The sequence below is a fragment of the Neisseria brasiliensis genome, assembly GCF_009671065.1.
GTDB classification, from domain to species: Bacteria; Pseudomonadota; Gammaproteobacteria; order Burkholderiales; family Neisseriaceae; genus Neisseria; species Neisseria brasiliensis.
Genome location: NZ_CP046027.1, coordinates 394707 through 413482, shown reverse-complemented (window position 1 = coordinate 413482; position 18776 = coordinate 394707). Strand labels below are relative to the sequence as shown.

Below are 18776 nucleotides of genomic sequence, written 5' to 3'. Positions count from 1 at the left end.
GCTGTCTGAACAAACACACAAGGAAACACCATGAGCAATCATGTTGAATTGAGAAACGTGACCAAACAATTCGGCGAACAGCGCGCGGTCGATCATGTCGATTTGGTGCTGAAAGCCGGTGAGAGCGTGGGCTTGGCCGGACACAACGGCGCGGGTAAATCCACACTGATGAAGCTGATTCTCGGCTTGATTACGCCAACGCAGGGCGAAGTGATGCTGTTGGGTGAGAAAACCGGCAGCAAAGCCGGTGCGGCGGTGCGCAGCCAAATCGGGTATTTACCGGAAACGGTGGCGCTGCACCCATCGATGACCGGTTTGGAAACCTTGGCTTTCTACGCCAAACTGAAAAAGCAGCCGCTGAATAAAAACCAAGATTTGCTTGAACGCGTGGGCATTTCCCAAGCAGCCAAACGCCGTGTCGGCACTTATTCAAAGGGTATGCGTCAGCGTTTGGCTTTGGCGCAGGCGTTGTTGGGCGAGCCGAAGGTATTACTGTTTGACGAGCCGACTACAGGTTTGGATCCGGCTTCACGGCAAATGTTTTATGAAGTAGTGCGCGAATTAAACGGTAAAGGCGCAACTGTGTTGCTCAGCACCCACGCTTTGGCCGAACTCGACGGCCATGCAGACCGCGTGGTGGTGATGAAAAACGGCGCCAAAGTCGCCGATGGCAGCATGGACGAACTGCATGTGCAAAGCGGTTTGCCACTCACGGTGAATGTGCGCCTAAAACACGGCAAACCTTTGTCATCGCGCTGGCAGTCTTCAGACGGCCTCAATTTCCGCGCGCAATGCCAAGCAGACGAACGCATGGCTTTGTTGGCCGAATTGGGCGATTTAAACGATTTGGCCTATCTCGACATCCATACGCCGACGCTCGATGAAATGTATGCACAATTCTTGAAAAGGGAAGACGTATGAACCCGATTTTGATTATCACCGGCAAAGAAGTGCGCGACAGCCTGCGCAACCGCTGGGTGTTGGCGGCGGCGTTGCTGCTGGCGGCATTGGCTTTGTCGCTGGGGTTTTTGGGCAGCGCGCCAACCGGTTCGGTGAAGGTCGATCCGCTTACGGTTACGGTGGTGAGCCTGTCGAGCCTGTCGATTTTCCTGATTCCGCTGATTGCCATGCTCTTGGCCTACGATGCCTTGATTGGCGAAATCGAGCGCGGTACGATGGGTTTGTTATTAAGCTACCCGATTTCGCGCAATCAAATTTTAGCGGGTAAGTTCTTGGGGCACTTGATTATTTTGACTTTGGCCACGACTGCCGGTTACGGCTTGGCCGGTATTGCGTTGCAGTTGGCCAATGGCGGCATCAACATCGCCGCATGGAAACCGTTTGCCGCTCTGATTGGCGCCAGCGTGATTTTGGGCGCGGCGTTTTTGGCCTTGGGCTATTTAATCAGCGCGAAAGTGAAAGAACGCGGCACGGCGGCAGGCATTGCCATCGGCGTGTGGCTGTTTTTCGTGGTGATTTTCGACATGGCCTTGCTTGGCGTGTTGGTGGCCGATACGCAGCAAACACTCACCGCGACTATGGTGGAAAGCATTTTATTGTTCAACCCGACCGACATTTACCGCCTGCTCAACCTGACCGGCTATGAAAACACCGCCATGTATTCGGGCATGGCCGGTTTGACCGAGCAAATCAGCCTCACGCTGCCGGTGTTGCTGACCGCGCAGGTGTTGTGGGTCATCATTCCGCTGCTGTTGGCGGCTTGGATTTTTGGAAAGCGACAAATATGAAAACATTTGCCTTAACAATCTGCACCGCCTTGCTGCTCGCGGCTTGTGGTGCCAAAGAAAACACCGCGCCGCCGCCTGCTCCGGCGCCGATTACTGCACAATCGACCGGCCATTACTGCACCATGAACCTGATGGAACATGACGGCCCGAAAGCGCAGCTGTATCTCAACGGCAAGCCCGATAAGCCGGTGTGGTTCTCGACCATCCGCCAAATGTTCGGCTATACCAAGCTGCCGGAAGAGCCTAAAGGCATTCATGTGATGTATGTCACCGATATGGGTGAAGTCACCGATTGGGCGCAGCCGAATGCCAATGATGCGTGGATTGATGCCAAAAAAGCATGGTATGTTATCGAAAGCGGCTTTATCGGCGGCATGGGTTCGGAAGATGCGCTGCCGTTTGCGGACAAAGCCAAGGCTGAGCAGTTTGCGCAAGAGAAGGGCGGCAAAGTGGTGAGCTTTGATGAGATGCCGGAAGCGTATATTTTTAAATAATGTGAATAGGCCGTCTGAAAAGGGTTTTGAGCTTTCAGACGGCCTGAGATTTTGTAAAACTCATTCATAAACCAGTACGCGTAATGACGGCGGCTAGGGTGTTTCTTGATGATTGAAGGGGTTCACAAAATTATCTGTTTTGATTTTATTTCAGAAAAGCCATGAATATCCCCCTAAACCGCCGCCGTTTTTTGGCCATCAGCGCCATTGTGGCCGGTGGTGCGATTTTGCCGTTTGCACTAAACCGCCCAACCGATAAACCTAATCCCGATGAAGCTGAGCCGTTTGTCTGGCAGGGCATTGCTTTGGGTTCGGGTGCGCAGTTGCACCTATATCATGTTGATCGTCGCCAAGCCGATGATTTGGTGAATAAGGCATTGGCGGAAGTGGCGCGTTTGGAAAAGATTTTCAGCTTATACCGCGACGACAGCCTGATTGTGCAGCTTAACCGTGAAGGCCGTCTGAACAATCCGCCGCAGGATTTGTTGGCGCTGTTGAGCATCAGCCAAGAAGTTTACCGACTCACCCAAGGTGCGTTTGACCCGAGCATTCAGCCGCTATGGAACTTTTATGCCGATTATTTTAGACGGCATCCCAATACCGATACGCCGCCGTCGCAGGCGGATATGAATCGAGCCTTGCAGCAGGTCGGTTTTGATAAAGTGGAATTTGACGATACCTTTGTCCGCTTTCACGGGCGGGATATGGGCTTGTCGTTTAACGGCATTGCCCAAGGCTACATCACCGATAAAGTGGTGAAATTGTTGCAGCAAAACGGCGTGGAACAAGCCTTGGTGGATATGGGTGAAATCCGCGGCTTGGATACACGCGGTGAACGCACTTGGCAGGTGGGTATCCGCGATCCACAAAATGAGCAAGGTGTATTGATGAATGTGCCGCTGCAAAACCAAGGCTTTGCCACGTCGGGCGGCTATGGCACGGTGATGGATGAAGCGGGTAAGTTTACCCATTTGTTTGACCCGCGTTCGGGGGTGAGCACACCGCGTTACCACAGCATGAGCGTAATGGCGCCAACCGCCACGCTGGCCGATGCGTTTGCTACGGCGTTTTCGGTGATGTCGCCAGATGAAATCCGGCAAGCGGCGCGGGCTAAGCAGGCTAAAGTGTGGCTGGTGATGCCGGATAGGCAGATGAAAGTTATTGAATAGAAGAAAAAACAGTTTTCATCATGTTTGCATTGCGAATATCTCAAGGAAGCTTGAATTGTTGTTGCAGTGCGTGCTGTTTTCACTGTGAAATTGAATCTCAAGCTAATCTGAGAAACTGAAAAACATGAAAGCCGTCTGAAACCAGTACCTGTTTCAGACGGCTTTTGTATGAATATTAGCTGCTTATTATTTGTCGGATTTAAATCCAACCCAATGAATTGATGAAAACGATCAGGATGGCAATCGGCGCTAAGAAGCGTAAGGTATTAAGCCATAATTGAGTCACGTTTTTCGGTACGGAGCTACCTTCGCTGATATTTGCCAAAACCGATTGTTTGTTGCGCACCCAGCCGGTGAAAATGGCTACACTCAATGCGCCGATCGGCATAATAATGGCGGAAATCATGTAATCCCACAAATCGAACACGGTTTTGCCGAATATTTTAAATTCGCCTAATACGCCAAACGATAAAGCCGAAGGAATACCAACGATAAAAATGGCCGCGCCGATTAGCCAAGTGCGGCTTTTGCGTTTGCTTTCGTCTTGGCGGATGGTGGCGGCAATCACGGTTTCCAGCATGGAGAATGCAGAAGTGAGGGTGGCAAACACCACCAGCAACATAAAGATGGCAAAGAGGATGGTGCCGAACGGGATTTTCATAAACACTGCAGGCAACACGATAAAGATTAAGCCCGGGCCTTGTGAGGGTTCAAAGCCAAACGCAAACACCGCCGGGAAAATTACCAAACCAGCCAGCAACGACACCAATAAGTTCATCCACATAATGCTGTTGCCCGAGCGGAACAAATCCTGCTTTTTGCTCAGGTAAGATGCGTAAGTAATCATGGTGGATACGCCGATACTCAACGCAAAAAATGCCTGACCCAGCGCCATCAGCATGGTGTGCGGCGTGAAGTAAGACCAATCGGGCTTCAGCAAAAATGATACGCCCTGCATGGCATTGGGCAGTGTCATCGAGCGGATGGCCAAGACAATAAACAACACAAACAAAGCTGGCATCAGATAGCGGTTGGCTTTTTCAATGCCGTTTGAAATTCCGCCTTTAACCACCCAAACCGTCATCAACATAAATAAGCCTTGATAAAGCAACACACTCCCAGGATTGGCGATGGTGGCGCCGAATAAGGCTTCAAAGTTGGCTTCAGAGTGGATTTGGCCGGTAAACGCGTGCACCACATAATTCAGCACCCAGCCGCCGACCACGCTGTAAAACGACAGCAACACAAAACACGCTGCCACGCCCATGCGGCCAACCCACGGCCACTGCGAACCGGGGGCGAGTGTTTTGAACGCATCGACCGCGTTTTTACCGCTGGTTCGGCCGATGTAAAACTCAGCTAATTGCACTGGCAGCGCAACCAAGATGGTAAACAGCAAAAACAATAAAAAGAATACGGCACCACCGTTGGTGCCGGCGGTGTAGGGGAATTTCCAAATCGCGCCCAAGCCAATCGCCGAACCGGCCGCAGACAGGATAAAGCCTAATTTGGATGACCAAGAAGCAGAAGCATTCATAAATGTATCGAAATGTAAAAATAATGGCTGATTGTAGCAAAGCTGTTATGCATATTGGAGTGGGTAAGGCCGAGATTGTGGGATTAAGCACGGAAGGTGCCGAGAATAGATGGCATAGGGTGGAAACCATCAAAAAATTTAGAAGGCAAAGAATTAATGCAAAGAAAATAGTTGAAAATAGAAATATTATGCCGTCTGAAAACAGAATATCATCTTGGCGTATCAATTTATCAAACAGGTCTCAGCGCCGTCTTGGAAAGATTAGGAAAGCTGCTACAATAGCTTCCTTTCAAAACACACCAAATACAAGGAAAATAATGCTTTACGCTATCATAGCCATTATCGTCGGCCTCGTTTTACTGGTCTGGAGCGCCGACCGCTTTATTGATGGTGCGGCTGCTACCGCCCGCCATTTCGGCATGTCGCCATTATTAATCGGTATGGTCATCGTCGGCTTCGGTACTTCCGCGCCGGAAATGGTCGTCTCCGTCATGTCGGCCTTAGACGGCAGCCCCGGCATTGCTTTGGGCAACGCCTATGGCTCCAACATCACCAACATCGCCCTGATTTTGGGTGTCACCGCCTTAATCAGCCCGATTATGGTGCAAAAACAAATCGTTAAAACTGAAATGCCGGTATTGCTGGTGATTACCGCTTTAGCCGCGTTTCAATTGTTTGATGGTTATTTGAGCCTGATGGATGGCACGATATTGCTGCTGGTGTTGCTCGGCTATATGGGATGGACGGTAAAAACCAACCTGAAAGGTGCCGATAATATTGTCGAAGACCTTTCGGATGAATTGGAAAGCGGCCAAATGCCGCTGAAAAAAGGCTTGTTTTGGTTGATTGTGGGTTTGGTGGTATTGGTACTCAGCTCGCGTCTGTTGGTGTGGGGTGCGGTGACCGTGGCGCAAAGCATGGGTGTGAGCGATTTGATTATCGGTCTGACCGTGGTGGCCATCGGCACATCATTGCCGGAGTTGGCTTCATCAGTAGCCGCCGCGCGTAAAGGCGAACACGACATCGCCATTGGCAATGTGGTCGGTTCCAACTTATTCAACACCTTATCCGTAGTCGGCTTGGCTTCCGTGATTCACCCGATGGAAGTCGCACCGGAAATCCTCACCCGCGACGTCGCCATTATGTCGGGTTTGACTGTGTTGCTGTTTGTCTTCTGCTTGGGCAAAGGTGGCGCAGGTCAGATCGGCCGTCTGAAAGGCTTGATTTTACTGGGCTCGTATGTGGCTTACACAGGTTATTTGATTAGCACCAGTTTTTAATTTTTTATAAGGAATAAAAAAGAGCAGGGGATTTCCTGCTCTTTTTGTTTTCAGACGGCATAATTTTTCAGCAATCATTAGGCCGTCTGAAAGCAAAACCGGATATGCCAAGTGACATATCCGGTTTTTAATTTGGTGGGTCCGGTGGGTTTCGAACCCACGACCAAGGGATTATGAGTTAGAAATGTAAAACATAACTAATTGTTTTTAAATGGTAGTGAAGCCTGCACATACAGTCTGATACAGTCGCATAAATCGTCATTTAGGCACAAATTAGACACAAGAAGCAATATTTAAATCCTTTACAGAAGGCTTTAGATATTGCTTTTTTATTTTGGAGAACAGGAGGCTTAATGAAAAAATACCTTTTAGCATTCGTTTTGCTGGCTGCATCGGCCGCTCACGCGGAAAAGCTCACTTGGCCTCAATATGCGGCCTTGGTTGAAAAACACGCAGCCGCACAGCGTCTTGACCCTAATATGATTTGGGCGGTAATGGGACGGGAAAGCTCTGGTAATCCAAATGCGTTATCACACAAAAACGCACGCGGATTGATGCAGGTTATCCCACCCACGGCAGCGCGGATGGGGGTTAATCCTAAGTATCTGTACCACCCTGAACCGAACCTGATTGCAGGCACGCGCTATCTGCGTTTTTTGTGCGACCGTTACCCTGACCGAAATCATCCGACGGGCTGCAACATGGATTTGGTCTTGGCCGGATACAACGCCGGTGAAGGGGCAGTCGACAAATACCGGGGCATACCGCCTTATGCTGAAACCCGCGCGTATGTGAAAAACGTCAAATACCGCTATGCACGGTTGAGTAAACATCCTGTTCTGATGGCTGCTGCTGTAGAAACTAGTAGCGTTGTTTACAGTATTTCCAGGAGAATACTGAAACATGAACATGCACAAAAACACCCGTCTCACCCCGCACCACCGCCAAGCCATTTGGCTGGCCTACACGCAGGAAAAGGAAAGCGTCACCTCCCTGGCACGCCGCTACCAAGTCAGCCGCGTCACCATTTACCGCGCACTTAAAGCCGCAAGAGGCAGATTGCTCAAACCCCAAACCAGTACCAACAACCGTTTCAAACAGGCAAAGTACGGAATGAAACGCCTGGCCAAGGTAGAACGCGGCATTCAGGAAAAACTCAAAAGGCAGGCCAAACGCTACAATAAATCCTATCCCGGAGAGCTGGTACATCTCGATACCAAACGGCTGCCGCTGCTCAAAGGGCAGAAAGCCACCGATAAGCGGGATTACCTGTTTGTCGCCATTGACGATTTCTCAAGGGAGCTATACGCCGCCATTTTGCCGGACAAAACCGCAGACAGTGCTGCCAAGTTTCTGACCGAACTCCTGATTGATCCTTGCCCATACCTGATTGAGTACGTTTACTCCGACAACGGTACGGAATATAAAGGCTCAGCCAACCATGCTTTCGGTGTAGCCTGTTATGAGAACGGGATTGGTCAAAAGTTTACCCGGGTTGCCCGTCCGCAAACCAACGGTAAGGCGGAACGGGTTATCCGCACCCTGATGGAGATGTGGCATGAGAAACAGTTGTTTGACAGTCCGGAACACCGGCGAAAGGAGTTGTGCCGCTTTGTTAATTTCTATAACACTGTGAAGCCGCACCGCAGTTTGAACGGCGATACGCCGTTTGAGGTCTTGCAGGCTTATTTTTCTCAACCTGTGGTGTAAACAACGCGATGATTTCCTACATCTAGGTAATGCCGATAAATTTGCGCTTGGTACGGGTGTCAAGTTTGTCGTAGTTGAGATCTTCAACGGCGTAGAGAACCAGCCCACGTCCGGCTTCGATTTTAACGGAGCCGCGGGGTGCGTCAAACAAGGTGGCGTAGGCACCGATATTGCCGCCGGATTCGATTTCAATACCTTGTGACGCACTGAGGCTCACCGGGTCGGCTTTGGCGTTTTTATGCTCTTTGATTTCGGTAACGTGTTTGCGGTTATGCCATTTGCCGGTTTTATAGCTGCGTTTGTCGAAGGTATAGAGTTCGCCCTGTCCGGCGTAATAGAACTGGTCGCCGTAGGATTGCAGTTTGATTTTGCCGTTTTCCGAACTGATATCCGTGGTGCTGAGCAGGATGCGGCTGTTTTCATTGGCATACGGTGCGCTAATGCTCACACCGGTTTTACCCGAAAGTTCTGCAGCAAGCGTAGGGGAGTGTCTTCAGCACGCACGCGTCTGGGCAGTATACAGAGAATCTGAATATTTACTTGCATAACAAATGCCGTCTGAAAAATTGTGAGCTTTTCAGACGGCATTGAGCCGTAAATCATGGAACGCGTGCGTGCTGAAGCACACACCTTACACATGGATTTTAGGTTTCATGCAGGCTACAGCTTGCTTTTCTATACTAATATCTGGATTAGTACCAACCTTTTTTGTATATTCATTCTTATCGGCAAGTTTTAAAATCGCTGGTTTTATTACCCTATGGAATCTTTCCTGATTTACACTCTTAGAACCAATATAAAGATCTTTATTTTTACTAGTACTGCCACGAGAAGCATAGGCATGGTCAGGCATTTTATCTTGGGAGATTTTTACACGGCCACCTTCAGGCGTAATGGCATAAAGAGCATCAGCTTCTTTAAGTTCCCTAACACCTTGCTTCATTGTGGAGTAAGCATCTTCAAAATTTCCTCTTTTGTACAAATTAGCAGCTTTTTCAAACAAAGCTTTTGCGCCTTTATAACCTTTTGCAAGTATTTTTTCTCCTGGAATAAATGAAGCTAATGCAAATGCTTTTGAACTTAAGGTATCTGCTTTTGAAAAATCGTTGGCTCCCCCATAGGGAGTGAATAACATGCCAGCTGCTTCGTTAAATACATGCATTTGATATTGTTTTAATTCTTCATAAGCTTTGGGATTCGTTTTCTTTAACTCTTCTTCATTCTTTTTTGCTTTGTGGCTTCCATAAGATCCGCCAAATAAATTATTTTCAACAGCAACTTTAGCTGTATTGGCCGCGGCATCGACATCGCCGCCCGCCACACCGCTTACCGTACCGGCAACCAGTTTGCTGTATGCCAGAATCTGTTCGCGCTCTTTGGCCGTTAAGGCAGCAGGGTTTTTACCGTTAACCAAAGCCTCCCCGACAATCTCCCCCACGGCCGCACCGATGGCACCGTCCTGACATTTACCCTTATTCGCCGCCGCTGCCGCACAGCCCGCTACGGCATGAGCGATTTTGTGGGCGACATAGTGCTGATCCAGTCCTTTAATCTTACTCGCCGCCTCCCCATGCGCGGTATTGACCAAAGCGGCAAGGATATTCGCTTCCAGATTGTCTTTCAGACTGCCGCCGTTAACGGCGGTGTTAATCAGCGCGGCGCTGCCGGCAGTTGCATTGAGGCCGTCTGAAAAATAGATATTCAGACGGCCTATTTCTGCTTTAAATGATATTTGGGTTTAAAATATCATCATATTTCCCAAATTCCGGGAACAGAATGATTTTATCTTTTTGTGAATAATGTTCCGTTTTTTCATACCTCTGATTAGTCGTAAAATCCTCTTTTAAAACGTAGCATTCGTCATTTTCGGCATTAAAAAAGTAAGTCGTGCCTTCGGCTATTTCATGAGAATCCAGACTCATATATTCTCGCCAAACCGCCATAGAAAGGTAATATCTCTCCGAATTGGGACGTTTTTTAAAATGGTGAGTTAAATAATCCCTTCCATATTTATCTACAAAATCCACAGCAAAAAAATTTGTTTCTTGACGCAAAGTTACGACATAAACAGGATTTTCTACAGAACCTATTAATGCGGTATATAAATTACCGGTATCATGCTTTTTTTTCGCATTTTTTTCTGTAAGTAAATTTTTAGCACCTCTATAAAACCCCCAATGCCATTCTTCACAGTAAAAAATTTTATTTTCCATTGTATACCTTTCCTTGATTATCACGTATTAAAACGTTACGGGTTGCCGCTTCTTGCAATACTCTCGTTGGAATTGGCCTTACTTGCACAGGAACTTCCAATATTATCTTTCCTTGTAACGTCTGATTTCTCAGTAGAGAATTTGTACTTGGAACATTTGCTATTGGCGTACCAACCTTATATTTACTAGCCGCTTCACGGATATAGCTTATCGCTGTACTTTCCTGAACTTGTGAAAGCTGGGTAAACTTCCTTGATACAATTTCCCGAGTAGTTGGATTATAAGAATCCACTCTGGCATATCCGAACGGGGAATTTCTGTTCACCACATAAAGCTCATTATACGGGTATTTGGAAGACATAATACGGTTAAACTCATTACCATTCTCTATCCTTGCTCGGTATATTGGCTGAGCCGTTAACCCTCTTGCAGCCCTCAAATTATCATAATACCGCTGGTAAATCTGTACCTCAGTATTAGACCATGGCGAGCCTGGGTTTCTTGCCATGGCGATTCCATTAAATTGCGGGTCAATCCTTCTGATTTGGTTTGTCAACGACTGTATTTGAAGCATAGCATATTCATGCTCTGCCTGTTGTCTTGCCGTCCAGCGGGCAGCTGCCCTGCGTGCGGCTGTTGAGTTGTTCTCCACCGCCACAGCAGCCGCATTGGCAGCCGTATTCACATCCCCTTTAACCAATGCCACAGTACTGCCCGCTATTATTTGCGAGTAGCCGATGATTTTCTGCCGCTCGTTGGCCGAAAGCGTATTCACATCACGTTCGCCCAACATCGCTTCGCCAACCATCTCGCCGACTGCCGCTCCTATTGCCCCGTCACGGCATTTTCCCTGATTCGCGGCAGCTGCGGCTGCACAACCCGCTACGGCATGGGCGATTTTGTGGGCAACATAGTCTTCACTGAGATTAACTTTGATTTTGCTGGCGATTTCTCCGTGCGCGGTTGTTACCAATGCGCCTAAAGCCGCATTACCGAGATTGTCCTTCAAACTGCCGCCGTTGACAGCAGTACCGACACTCGCGGCGGCTGTTGTATTAATCAGATTGGCGGTCAGTTTACCTGCTACGGGATTGCCGAATTGTTCGGAAACAGCTTTGGCAACTTCGGTATTGAAACCGCCTATGCCTTGCAGAACCCCCGCAGTAACGGCTGCGGTGGCAATCTGTTTGACCGTGCTGCTTTTGCCCAATTCTTTCAGGGTGTTTTCCAGATTACCTTTATTGTTTATCAAAGCAACAGCAGCCTGACTGGCGAGGCTGGCCAATGCAGCTTTGCCTGCGGCCGCGCCGACGGCTGCTGCCGAAGAGCCTGCCGCCGCACTACCCGCCGCCGCACTGCCTGCTGCAGCCCCGGTTCCGGCTGCCGTGCCTGCTGCCGCACCGCCTGCACCTGCACCTACTCCGGTGGCTCCTGCCGTTCCGGCCGCCGCCGCTCCCGACATGGCTCCGTAAGTCAGTACGGTAACAACGATAACCACTACCGCTGCTGCGGCAGGGGTCATACCTTCGGCTTTATAGTCCCACTTATCGTAGGCAAGATTGATTTGCTTCCAATCAACGTTCTTAGCCGTCTGAAGCTGTTTCAGGTAGGCGTATTCGGGCTGTTTGGCCAGCTTTTCGATTTCGGTTTTCAGATTGCCTTTCGGAATGTCGACGATATAGCCGCCGGGAGCGGTCAGTTTGGGCGGAGTAGGGCTTTCGAAGCTGGGCAGTTTTAGCGTTTCGATAGTGCTGCCGCGTCCGGCCTGTTTCTGCCATACGGTTGAGTTGGTTTCTAATTTTTCTTCCGACTGGATACGGTTCACAATGCCTTTAAGAATGATTTTGGCATCGGCGCGGGCTTTTTCGCCTACGCCTGCCTGAATGTCTGCACCGGCCAGCGTGGTTTTGAATTCTGTGCCTTCGAGTACGGTATCCCAGCCTGAACGGGTGGCCGCGGTTTGGGCAATGACGCGTACGGGCAGTTTGGTTTCGCTCAGTTCGTTTTTGCTGTAATTGCTCTTGCCTACCTTGATGCCGATAAAGCGGCGGCTTTTTTGGACATCCAACTCGTGCTTGTGGATGCCTTCTTCTGCCAGCAGTTGCAGCTCTTCACCCGCAACCAGGGTAACTTTACCTGCAGGGGCATTGAAGCGTGTGGTGTTGGCTTCGATGCTGCCGCCTGCCTGAAGCGTGATGCCGTTGGCGGTCAGTTCGACGGGGGCAGGCATAATCAGGTGGTCGCGGGTGCTGGTAAACTTGGTTTTTCTGATGATTTTGCCGCTTTTACCTTTGGTTTTTAAGAAGGTATAGGCATCGTTTTGTCCAGCCTCCAGTACAATATCACTATGGGCTTTGATGTCTATGCTGCCTGAGGGAGCTTTGATTTCGGATGCACCGATAATAATACGTGCATCATCGAGTGCCGCAGCTGCATGAATACTTACCCCCGTACGTCCGGTCAAACGTGAAGGCTTGTTCAGAGCAGCTTTGTCGTAGTGACTCTTGTAGGTGGGCTTGCCAATTTCATATTGGTCGGTTATGCCGTCAATCAGAATAGCAGCCGCCTCTGAATCTGCTGCCTTTGGCAATACGCCTGCGGCGTGAAGGTTCAGTTTTTTGGAAGCGGTAATATCGGAACCGCTGATTTCGATGCCTTGTGCGGAAATCAAGTCAATATTTTGTGCAGAAAGCTTGGCTTGCAGGTATTCTTTGCCTTTGGGTTTTTTACCTTTAACTTCCTTGTTGATGGCTTGAATATAGAAAGCGAGACGGTCGCGTTCTTCTTGCAGGGTTGGAATCAGCTTGCTTTTAGGCGAGCTTTTTTTCAACTGCGCAATCTGCTGTTCCAATTCTTTGGATTTTTGGTTGAGTTCAGCCGCTTTTTGTGTAGGAAAATAATTGCTGAATGAGTTGTTTACGGCTTCGATATTCAACTTGCCTTTGGTGGTGGCGACAACCAAGTTTTTACCGGCTGTAATTTTAGAACCTCTTAAATCTGTTTCTCCTGTAACCAGACGGATATTGCCTTTTGCTTCCAATGAGGAAACTTGAGCACTAGGCGCACCTGCATTTCCTCCTTTTGCAGACAACAGCAATTTTCCGCCTGTTTTGATGCTCAGGTCGGTATGCGCACTGATGCGGTTGGCAGGTTCGATGGTTAATGTGCCGCTACCTGCTTCAATATTCAGCCGTCCGGCCAATGGTTTTAATTCGGCATTATCTTCCAAAGTTTTGGTCGAAACGGTACTCCAATTGATGTTGCCGCGCTTGACTAGGGCGGTACCGGCAGTAAGGTTGATTGCACCCGCTCTCAGCGTGGTGTTGTCGGCAATTTGGGAATAGCGCGCATTGAGTGCCAATACACCGTTAGCCACCAGCTTGTTGGCAGAAGGCAGTTTGTCGTTTTGCCAAATCTGGCTGCCGGTAATGCTTAGATGACGGTGTGCGTAGGCATCTACTTGGTTGAGCGTTACCCGCTCGTGTTGTGCATTAAGATGCGTATTATGGGTAGACTCCAGCTTGGTATTTTCTATGCTCAATGCCCGGTCGGAATGAATGTTCAATGCCCCGCTTTTGGCATGGACGTTAAGGTTTTTTAAGTCGGCATTACCACCGTTGTTTTTGATGCTGATGTGTTTTCCGTTGATTGAATTGCGTTGTTTTCCGTCACCAAGCTGAATACCGTTGCCGGCAACCAACGTAATATCTCCTGAAGATGAAGTGATATTGGTATTGTCTGCTTTCAGACGGCCTTTACCAACCGATCCTGCATTGACATCGGCCTTGGCTGTCAGGGTATTGTGACCGGTAAAGTCGGCATTACCGTTGGCCAATAAGGATACATGACCGTCTGCAGAAACAGCATGAAGGCCGTCTGAAACGATATTGCCCTGCAATGCGGTGGTTTCGAGAGCCTTGGCTGCGTTCAGCTTGGTATTGCGAAGCTGAATATTGCCTTTGGCTGCCTGAATGTGCAGATTACCCGAGTTGGTACGCAGATTGGTATTGGTAACATTCAGCGAGCCTGCCTCCACACCCATGTCTTTTGAGGCAGTGAGGGTTTTACTGGTGCCGGTAATATGGGCAGCGTTATCCGATTTCAAATGGATGCTGGCGGCAGACAAATCTTTATCAACATTCAAATTCAGATCTTTACCTGTATGAACATACAGATTGCCGGGAGTATTCAGATTGGTAGTGTTGGCAGTAATGTTATCGTCTGCCAGTAAAGCAAGCTGCTTGCCGCCCTTGATACTGCCTCCGTTTAAGCGGATATCGGAGGTAACTGTTGAAGCTTCCAAAGAAAGCGGTTTGCCTGCTTCGATGTGTGCGGTGTCTTTGGCATCTATTACGGCGGAACTGCTGATGGTGCCGTTGGATAATACGGTAACATCTGCCCCGGTAATGCGTGTGTTATTGCCTAATTCGGCGTTGCCTTTGCTGGAACTGTATACGGTAGTGCCAGTCTGAATACTGGCCTCCTTGATGACGGTACGGCCGCCGGTCGACAGATTGGTCGAACCTTTAGCATTGTTCACATTTGCTTTGCTTTCGATAACCAAATTACGGCCGGCATTTAATACCGTAGCAGCAGGGCGGTTGCCGTTGTTTTGAACGACCGCTCCGTTACGCAAACCGATGTCCTCCCCGGTATCAATAACCAATAAGCCTTTGCTCTCTATCCGGCCGCCATTGGAGATAAATGCGCCTGCTGCGCCTGTTTCGGTGGTTTCGATGGAGAGATAAGTCGGTGATGCTTCAGTGCTGTCGGCAGTGGTGGCGATGCGGCCACTGTTTTCAATACGGCCGGAGGAAGTAACAATCAATTGCTTGGCCGCTTCGAGTGTGCCCGCATTTTTGACGCCCACGCCTTTTTCATTGGCAATCAGGGTAATGCTGTCGGCGTACATACCGCCCAGCGCGGCGGTATCGAGGGCGACGGCAGGTTTCGTACCCGCTGCCGTACCTGCACTGATTTCGCCGCTGGCATAATCCACTTTCTGCGCACCGGTGGAAACCGCCAGGTTTTTACCCTGCAATTTCCCCTGCAAAGCTACTGCACGGGCAAGCACTTCGGTGTAGTCGGCTCCGCCTTTGTCGTTCCAACCTGACGTACCGACGGTCAATTTTCCTTGGCGCACATCGAATCCTGTCAAAGCCCCGTCTTTGCCGATTTGAGGCGTACCGGTGGTTAAGATACCGCGGCCGACGTTTTTAAAGCCGCCGCCGTTCACGGTAATGCCGTTGGGGTTGGCGATAATCACATCGGCCTTTTGACCACCTACGGTAATGATGCCGTTGAGTTTGCTGGCCGCACCGCGCACCTCGTTCAAAATCAACTGCGCACTGCCTTTGGCCAGAAACGGGTTGTTGTTGCGATCGTTGTTCAGTACAGCACCTTTAGCGTCGACATCAAACTGGGTATAGCGGTTGTGGCTCAATCCGAGGGCATTAGGAGTTTGGATGTTGACCAACGGCGCACCGGTATTGGTTTTAAGAATAACGGCCTGCTGGTTTTTAGGGGCGGATTTGTCGGCGGTGATTTGGGCGTGGGCAGGCAATACCATGCTCAGGGAAACCAAAGAGCAGACCAAGGTTTTAAGAGTGGTTTTGAGTTTGCCGTAAAGGCCGTCTGAAATTATCGGCGAAGCTGGGGCAGAACTCCCCACTTGTTTGCCTTTGCCTTGACTGTTGGCGGTTTCGGCAACCGCAACCATGGTGTTGTGCTTTTTACTGAAAACGGTACGATGCAGACCTTTGTTCATGTTTATCCCTTTAAACAGTGTTTGTAATCGCTTCAGACGGCCTGTAAATAATGAAAGACTGTCTGAATATCGGTAAAAAATGCAGGAGAGGGTTAGAAACTGTAATTCAAATTGAAGCCGTAAACGGTGTTGGCCGTCTGAAAACCTTCGGGCTTGTGCAGCGGCTTGCCGGCAAATAAGTCATAAGCAAATATACCGCCTACTTTATGGCTGCCTCTGAAGCCGGCCACTGCACCCGCCAGCCGCTTGCCCGAGGCATATTGGGCACTTTCGCCCGATACCCGACCATAGTCCGCGCCGAGATAGAATTGATGGCGCGGATGGAAATGCCAGCCCAAAGTGTTCTGCCAGTAGAAACCACGCTCTCCGGAAAGGCTCTGTTCACCGTCAAATCCTCGAACGGTGTAGCGGCTGCCGATAGACAACTTGTCTTGGGCAACCAAAGGCGTTTTGTTCCATTGTGCATGGATAGCGGTTTCGTAGGAAAACTGCTGTTTGCCTAAGGTAAACGGAGCGGCTGCATCTAAACTGGTGGCAATGATTTTCATGCGGGATGTGCCAGGAATAGTACCGCCGCCGTTTTCTTCAGGTGCGGGCATACTTTGGCGCATACCGGTACCCCGTTTGTAAGATAACTTGCCGTCCAGTTGCCAGCGGCCTAAAAACGCTTTATGGCGCAGCTCTGCTTCCCAACCTGCAGTACGGCGGCGTTGCACTTCGATTTCGATGTCGTCAATGTATTTATAGGTTTGGCGCGTCCATACTTTCACTCCGGCTGAGGTTTTGTGGCGGCCGTTGCGCCAAAGCATACGCTCGGCGGCAAGGCTACTTTGGTATTGTTTACCGTTGTAATCGTAATTGACGCTATAGCCTTCAGTCGCTTCGTGATAGCGGTGGCCGTTGTGGTTAAAGGAAAACAGCCATTTTTTTACGGGTAGGGAATAATGCACGCTATAGCTTCTGGAGCCGCTTTCGGCTTCCGCACCGGAAGAGTCAGTCAAGTCTATTTTGTGTGCCAAACCTCGCCCATAGGAAACTTGACGTCCTTCCCTCCCTGAAGGGAGGGAATTCCTACGGCGATTTGTGAACGGCATTGAGCCATTCACAAATCGCTTCGGTGGGTTTCTGCTGCTGACCGCCTTACTGCACGGTTCACTTCACAGACGCTACGGGCACGTCCTGCCCTGAAACTTCATTTTACTTTTGCGCTGCCAAAATCTCTTGACCGCGCTTTAACACATTGATTGCACCCACAATATCCGCATTGTTTTGATAGCCACATTGCACACATTCAAAGTTTGCCTGTGTTTGACGGTTATCTTTGGCAGTATGTCCGCAAGCTGGGCAACAACGACTGGTATTTTGTGGCGGAACAGCCACCAAATGCCCACCGCGCCACAACAGCTTATAGTCCAACTGACGGCGAAACTCAAACCAAGACTGGTCTAAAATCGCACGGTTTAAGCTTGATTTGGCAGCAACGTTTTTTCCATGCTGCACGGCGTTGCCTTTAGCGGATTTGGACATATTCGCCACCTGCAAATCTTCCACATACACAATCGCGTGGTTTTGGCTGATTGCGCTGCTGATTTGGTGCAGGTAGTTTTTACGGATATTGCTGATTTTGTGGTGCAAACGGCTGATTTTTGCTTTCAGTTTCTGCCAGTTTTTGCTGAATTTGGTTTTGTGTTTGAACTGTTTTTGCAGTTTTGCTAGTTTGCCTTTCAACGTTTTGAATGCGTTGATTGGCTCAAAAAACTGACCATTGGACAATGTTGCAAATTTGGCAACACCCATATCAATCCCAGTTTCGCCACCGTTTGGCTGCGCGATTTCCTGCTCGGTTTCGGTTTGCATAGATACAAACCATTTACCGCATTTTTGCGATACGGTTACGTTTTTCAGGCTGCCTGAAACGTGTCGGCTGTTGCGATAGCGCACCCAACCGATTTTGGGCAAATAGATACGATTATTTTGCTGCTCCAATTTACAGCCTTGCGGAAAGCGGAAACTGTCTTTTTCGCCTTTGCGTTTGAATTTGGGGAAATCTGCGCGTTTGGCAAAGAAGTTTTTGAATGCGCTTTCCAAGTCTTTCAAACTTTGCTGCAAAACTTGGCTGTGGCAGTCTTTTAGCCAGTCTAATTCTCGTTTCCATTCAGGCAGCAAATTTGCGATTTTGGTGTAGCTAAATTTGAACGAATTATCTTGTTGATATTGTTCGTTTTGATACGCCAAAGCACGATTGAATACGAAACGCGAACAACCGCAAAATTGTTTCATTTTGCGGATTTGCTCGCCGTTTGGCATCAGTTCAAATTTGAATGTTTTGAGTATTAACATGATTTCATGGATAATGGAATTTTTAGCAATTTTACACTTGGTCTATGGAAAAAGAAACTGATTTAAGACGTGGTCGGCACGTTGTTTTTAATCTTCATGTACATTTGGTATTTGTCGCAAAATATCGCCGAAAAGTGTTCACAAAAGAAATTTTGGACGATATGCGCGGTATTTTTGAGAGCGTCTGCACCGATTTTGAAGCGCAACTGGTGGAATTTGACGGCGAAGATGACCATGTTCATTTACTTGTGAACTATCCGCCCAAAGTGTCTATTTCAAAACTGGTGAACAGCTTGAAAGGTGTATCTAGCCGCATGATTAGACAGAAAAATTATCCAAGCATCAAACAAAAATTATGGGGCGGTGCGTTGTGGTCGCCGTCTTATTTTGCAGGTAGCTGTGGTGGTGCGCCGATTACGATTATTCGGCAGTATATTGAACAGCAGAAAACGCCTGATTAACTGAATATCAACGGTTTTAGGACTGCTACGCAGTCCGCGCCTTATATCTCCGCCGTG

The 18776-nt window shown here is 49.0% G+C and carries 12 protein-coding genes and 3 pseudogenes; 8 read left to right on the top strand and 7 right to left on the bottom strand.

Annotated elements, in window-relative coordinates; translation table 11 throughout:
- The first annotated feature begins 30 nt into the window (after positions 1 to 30).
- The 4 genes from GJV52_RS02215 to GJV52_RS02200 all read left to right on the top strand — a co-directional run bounded on the left by GJV52_RS02215 (position 31) and on the right by GJV52_RS02200 (position 3411).
- Positions 31 to 921, top strand: a complete 891-nt coding sequence (locus GJV52_RS02215) for an ABC transporter ATP-binding protein (RefSeq protein WP_095501846.1) — start codon at positions 31 to 33, stop codon at positions 919 to 921.
- Positions 918 to 1748, top strand: coding sequence for an ABC transporter permease (locus tag GJV52_RS02210; protein WP_095501847.1), 831 nt, complete (start codon positions 918 to 920; stop codon positions 1746 to 1748). Before GJV52_RS02215 ends, GJV52_RS02210 begins: the two co-directional genes overlap by 4 nt.
- Positions 1745 to 2242 (top strand): nitrous oxide reductase accessory protein NosL, encoded by a 498-nt coding sequence (locus tag GJV52_RS02205; RefSeq protein WP_095501848.1) that lies wholly within the window; start codon positions 1745 to 1747, stop codon positions 2240 to 2242. The genes GJV52_RS02210 and GJV52_RS02205 overlap by 4 nt, the downstream gene beginning before the upstream one ends.
- Positions 2243 to 2403: 161 nt before the next feature.
- The gene (locus GJV52_RS02200; protein WP_095501849.1) at positions 2404 to 3411 is read left to right on the top strand and encodes an FAD:protein FMN transferase; all 1008 of its coding nucleotides are present in this window, start codon (positions 2404 to 2406) and stop codon (positions 3409 to 3411) included.
- 199 nt (positions 3412 to 3610) lie between these two features.
- Here the strand turns inward: GJV52_RS02200 and GJV52_RS02195 are convergent, their stop codons facing one another.
- Positions 3611 to 4948, bottom strand: coding sequence for a sodium-dependent transporter (locus tag GJV52_RS02195; RefSeq protein ID WP_095501850.1), 1338 nt, complete (start codon positions 4946 to 4948; stop codon positions 3611 to 3613).
- 317 nt (positions 4949 to 5265) lie between these two features.
- On the opposite strand from GJV52_RS02195, the gene GJV52_RS02190 reads away from it, so the two are divergent.
- The 3 genes from GJV52_RS02190 to GJV52_RS02180 all read left to right on the top strand — a co-directional run bounded on the left by GJV52_RS02190 (position 5266) and on the right by GJV52_RS02180 (position 7938).
- Complete coding sequence (locus tag GJV52_RS02190; RefSeq protein ID WP_095501851.1) at positions 5266 to 6228, top strand: calcium/sodium antiporter; 963 nt, start codon at positions 5266 to 5268, stop codon at positions 6226 to 6228.
- Positions 6229 to 6581: 353 nt separating this feature from the next.
- Positions 6582 to 7271 (top strand): lytic transglycosylase domain-containing protein, encoded by a 690-nt coding sequence (locus GJV52_RS02185; protein ID WP_229439473.1) that lies wholly within the window; start codon positions 6582 to 6584, stop codon positions 7269 to 7271.
- Positions 7180 to 7938, top strand: a complete 759-nt coding sequence (locus GJV52_RS02180) for an integrase core domain-containing protein (protein WP_229439500.1) — start codon at positions 7180 to 7182, stop codon at positions 7936 to 7938. The genes GJV52_RS02185 and GJV52_RS02180 overlap by 92 nt, the downstream gene beginning before the upstream one ends.
- Positions 7939 to 7963: 25 nt before the next feature.
- Here the strand turns inward: GJV52_RS02180 and GJV52_RS02175 are convergent.
- From GJV52_RS02175 to GJV52_RS02145, 6 genes and pseudogenes are all read right to left on the bottom strand, one after another.
- Positions 7964 to 8386: pseudogene (locus tag GJV52_RS02175) on the bottom strand (DUF637 domain-containing protein); the annotation flags it as partial.
- Positions 8387 to 9196: 810 nt separating this feature from the next.
- A pseudogene (locus GJV52_RS02165) lies at positions 9197 to 9613 on the bottom strand (DUF637 domain-containing protein); the annotation flags it as partial.
- A 46-nt stretch (positions 9614 to 9659) separates the two neighbouring features.
- Entirely contained in the window at positions 9660 to 10151 is a 492-nt protein-coding gene (locus tag GJV52_RS13070; protein WP_195690060.1) for a hypothetical protein, read from the bottom strand.
- Positions 10141 to 15918 (bottom strand): two-partner secretion domain-containing protein, encoded by a 5778-nt coding sequence (locus GJV52_RS02155; RefSeq protein WP_100564516.1) that lies wholly within the window; start codon positions 15916 to 15918, stop codon positions 10141 to 10143. Before GJV52_RS02155 ends, GJV52_RS13070 begins: the two co-directional genes overlap by 11 nt.
- Before the next feature lie 92 nt (positions 15919 to 16010).
- A pseudogene (locus GJV52_RS02150) lies at positions 16011 to 16955 on the bottom strand (ShlB/FhaC/HecB family hemolysin secretion/activation protein); the annotation flags it as partial.
- 160 nt (positions 16956 to 17115) lie between these two features.
- Entirely contained in the window at positions 17116 to 18258 is a 1143-nt protein-coding gene (locus tag GJV52_RS02145; protein WP_095503172.1) for an RNA-guided endonuclease InsQ/TnpB family protein, read from the bottom strand.
- A 44-nt stretch (positions 18259 to 18302) separates the two neighbouring features.
- Between GJV52_RS02145 and tnpA the strand changes: the two genes are divergently transcribed.
- Positions 18303 to 18719, top strand: a complete 417-nt coding sequence (tnpA, locus tag GJV52_RS02140) for an IS200/IS605 family transposase (RefSeq protein ID WP_095503171.1) — start codon at positions 18303 to 18305, stop codon at positions 18717 to 18719.
- Positions 18720 to 18776 lie beyond the last annotated feature (57 nt).

What these genes read in the sequence shown, in the direction of transcription:
- GJV52_RS02215 (WP_095501846.1), top strand. Translation starts at nt 31, where the DNA reads ATGAGCAATCATGTTGAATTGAGAAACGTGACCAAACAATTCGGCGAA.
- GJV52_RS02210 (WP_095501847.1), top strand. Translation starts at nt 918, where the DNA reads ATGAACCCGATTTTGATTATCACCGGCAAAGAAGTGCGCGACAGCCTG.
- GJV52_RS02205 (WP_095501848.1), top strand. Translation starts at nt 1,745, where the DNA reads ATGAAAACATTTGCCTTAACAATCTGCACCGCCTTGCTGCTCGCGGCT.
- GJV52_RS02200 (WP_095501849.1), top strand. Translation starts at nt 2,404, where the DNA reads ATGAATATCCCCCTAAACCGCCGCCGTTTTTTGGCCATCAGCGCCATT.
- GJV52_RS02195 (WP_095501850.1), bottom strand. Translation starts at nt 4,948, where the DNA reads ATGAATGCTTCTGCTTCTTGGTCATCCAAATTAGGCTTTATCCTGTCT.
- GJV52_RS02190 (WP_095501851.1), top strand. Translation starts at nt 5,266, where the DNA reads ATGCTTTACGCTATCATAGCCATTATCGTCGGCCTCGTTTTACTGGTC.
- GJV52_RS02185 (WP_229439473.1), top strand. Translation starts at nt 6,582, where the DNA reads ATGAAAAAATACCTTTTAGCATTCGTTTTGCTGGCTGCATCGGCCGCT.
- GJV52_RS13070 (WP_195690060.1), bottom strand. Translation starts at nt 10,151, where the DNA reads ATGGAAAATAAAATTTTTTACTGTGAAGAATGGCATTGGGGGTTTTAT.
- GJV52_RS02155 (WP_100564516.1), bottom strand. Translation starts at nt 15,918, where the DNA reads ATGAACAAAGGTCTGCATCGTACCGTTTTCAGTAAAAAGCACAACACC.
- GJV52_RS02145 (WP_095503172.1), bottom strand. Translation starts at nt 18,258, where the DNA reads ATGTTAATACTCAAAACATTCAAATTTGAACTGATGCCAAACGGCGAG.
- tnpA (WP_095503171.1), top strand. Translation starts at nt 18,303, where the DNA reads ATGGAAAAAGAAACTGATTTAAGACGTGGTCGGCACGTTGTTTTTAAT.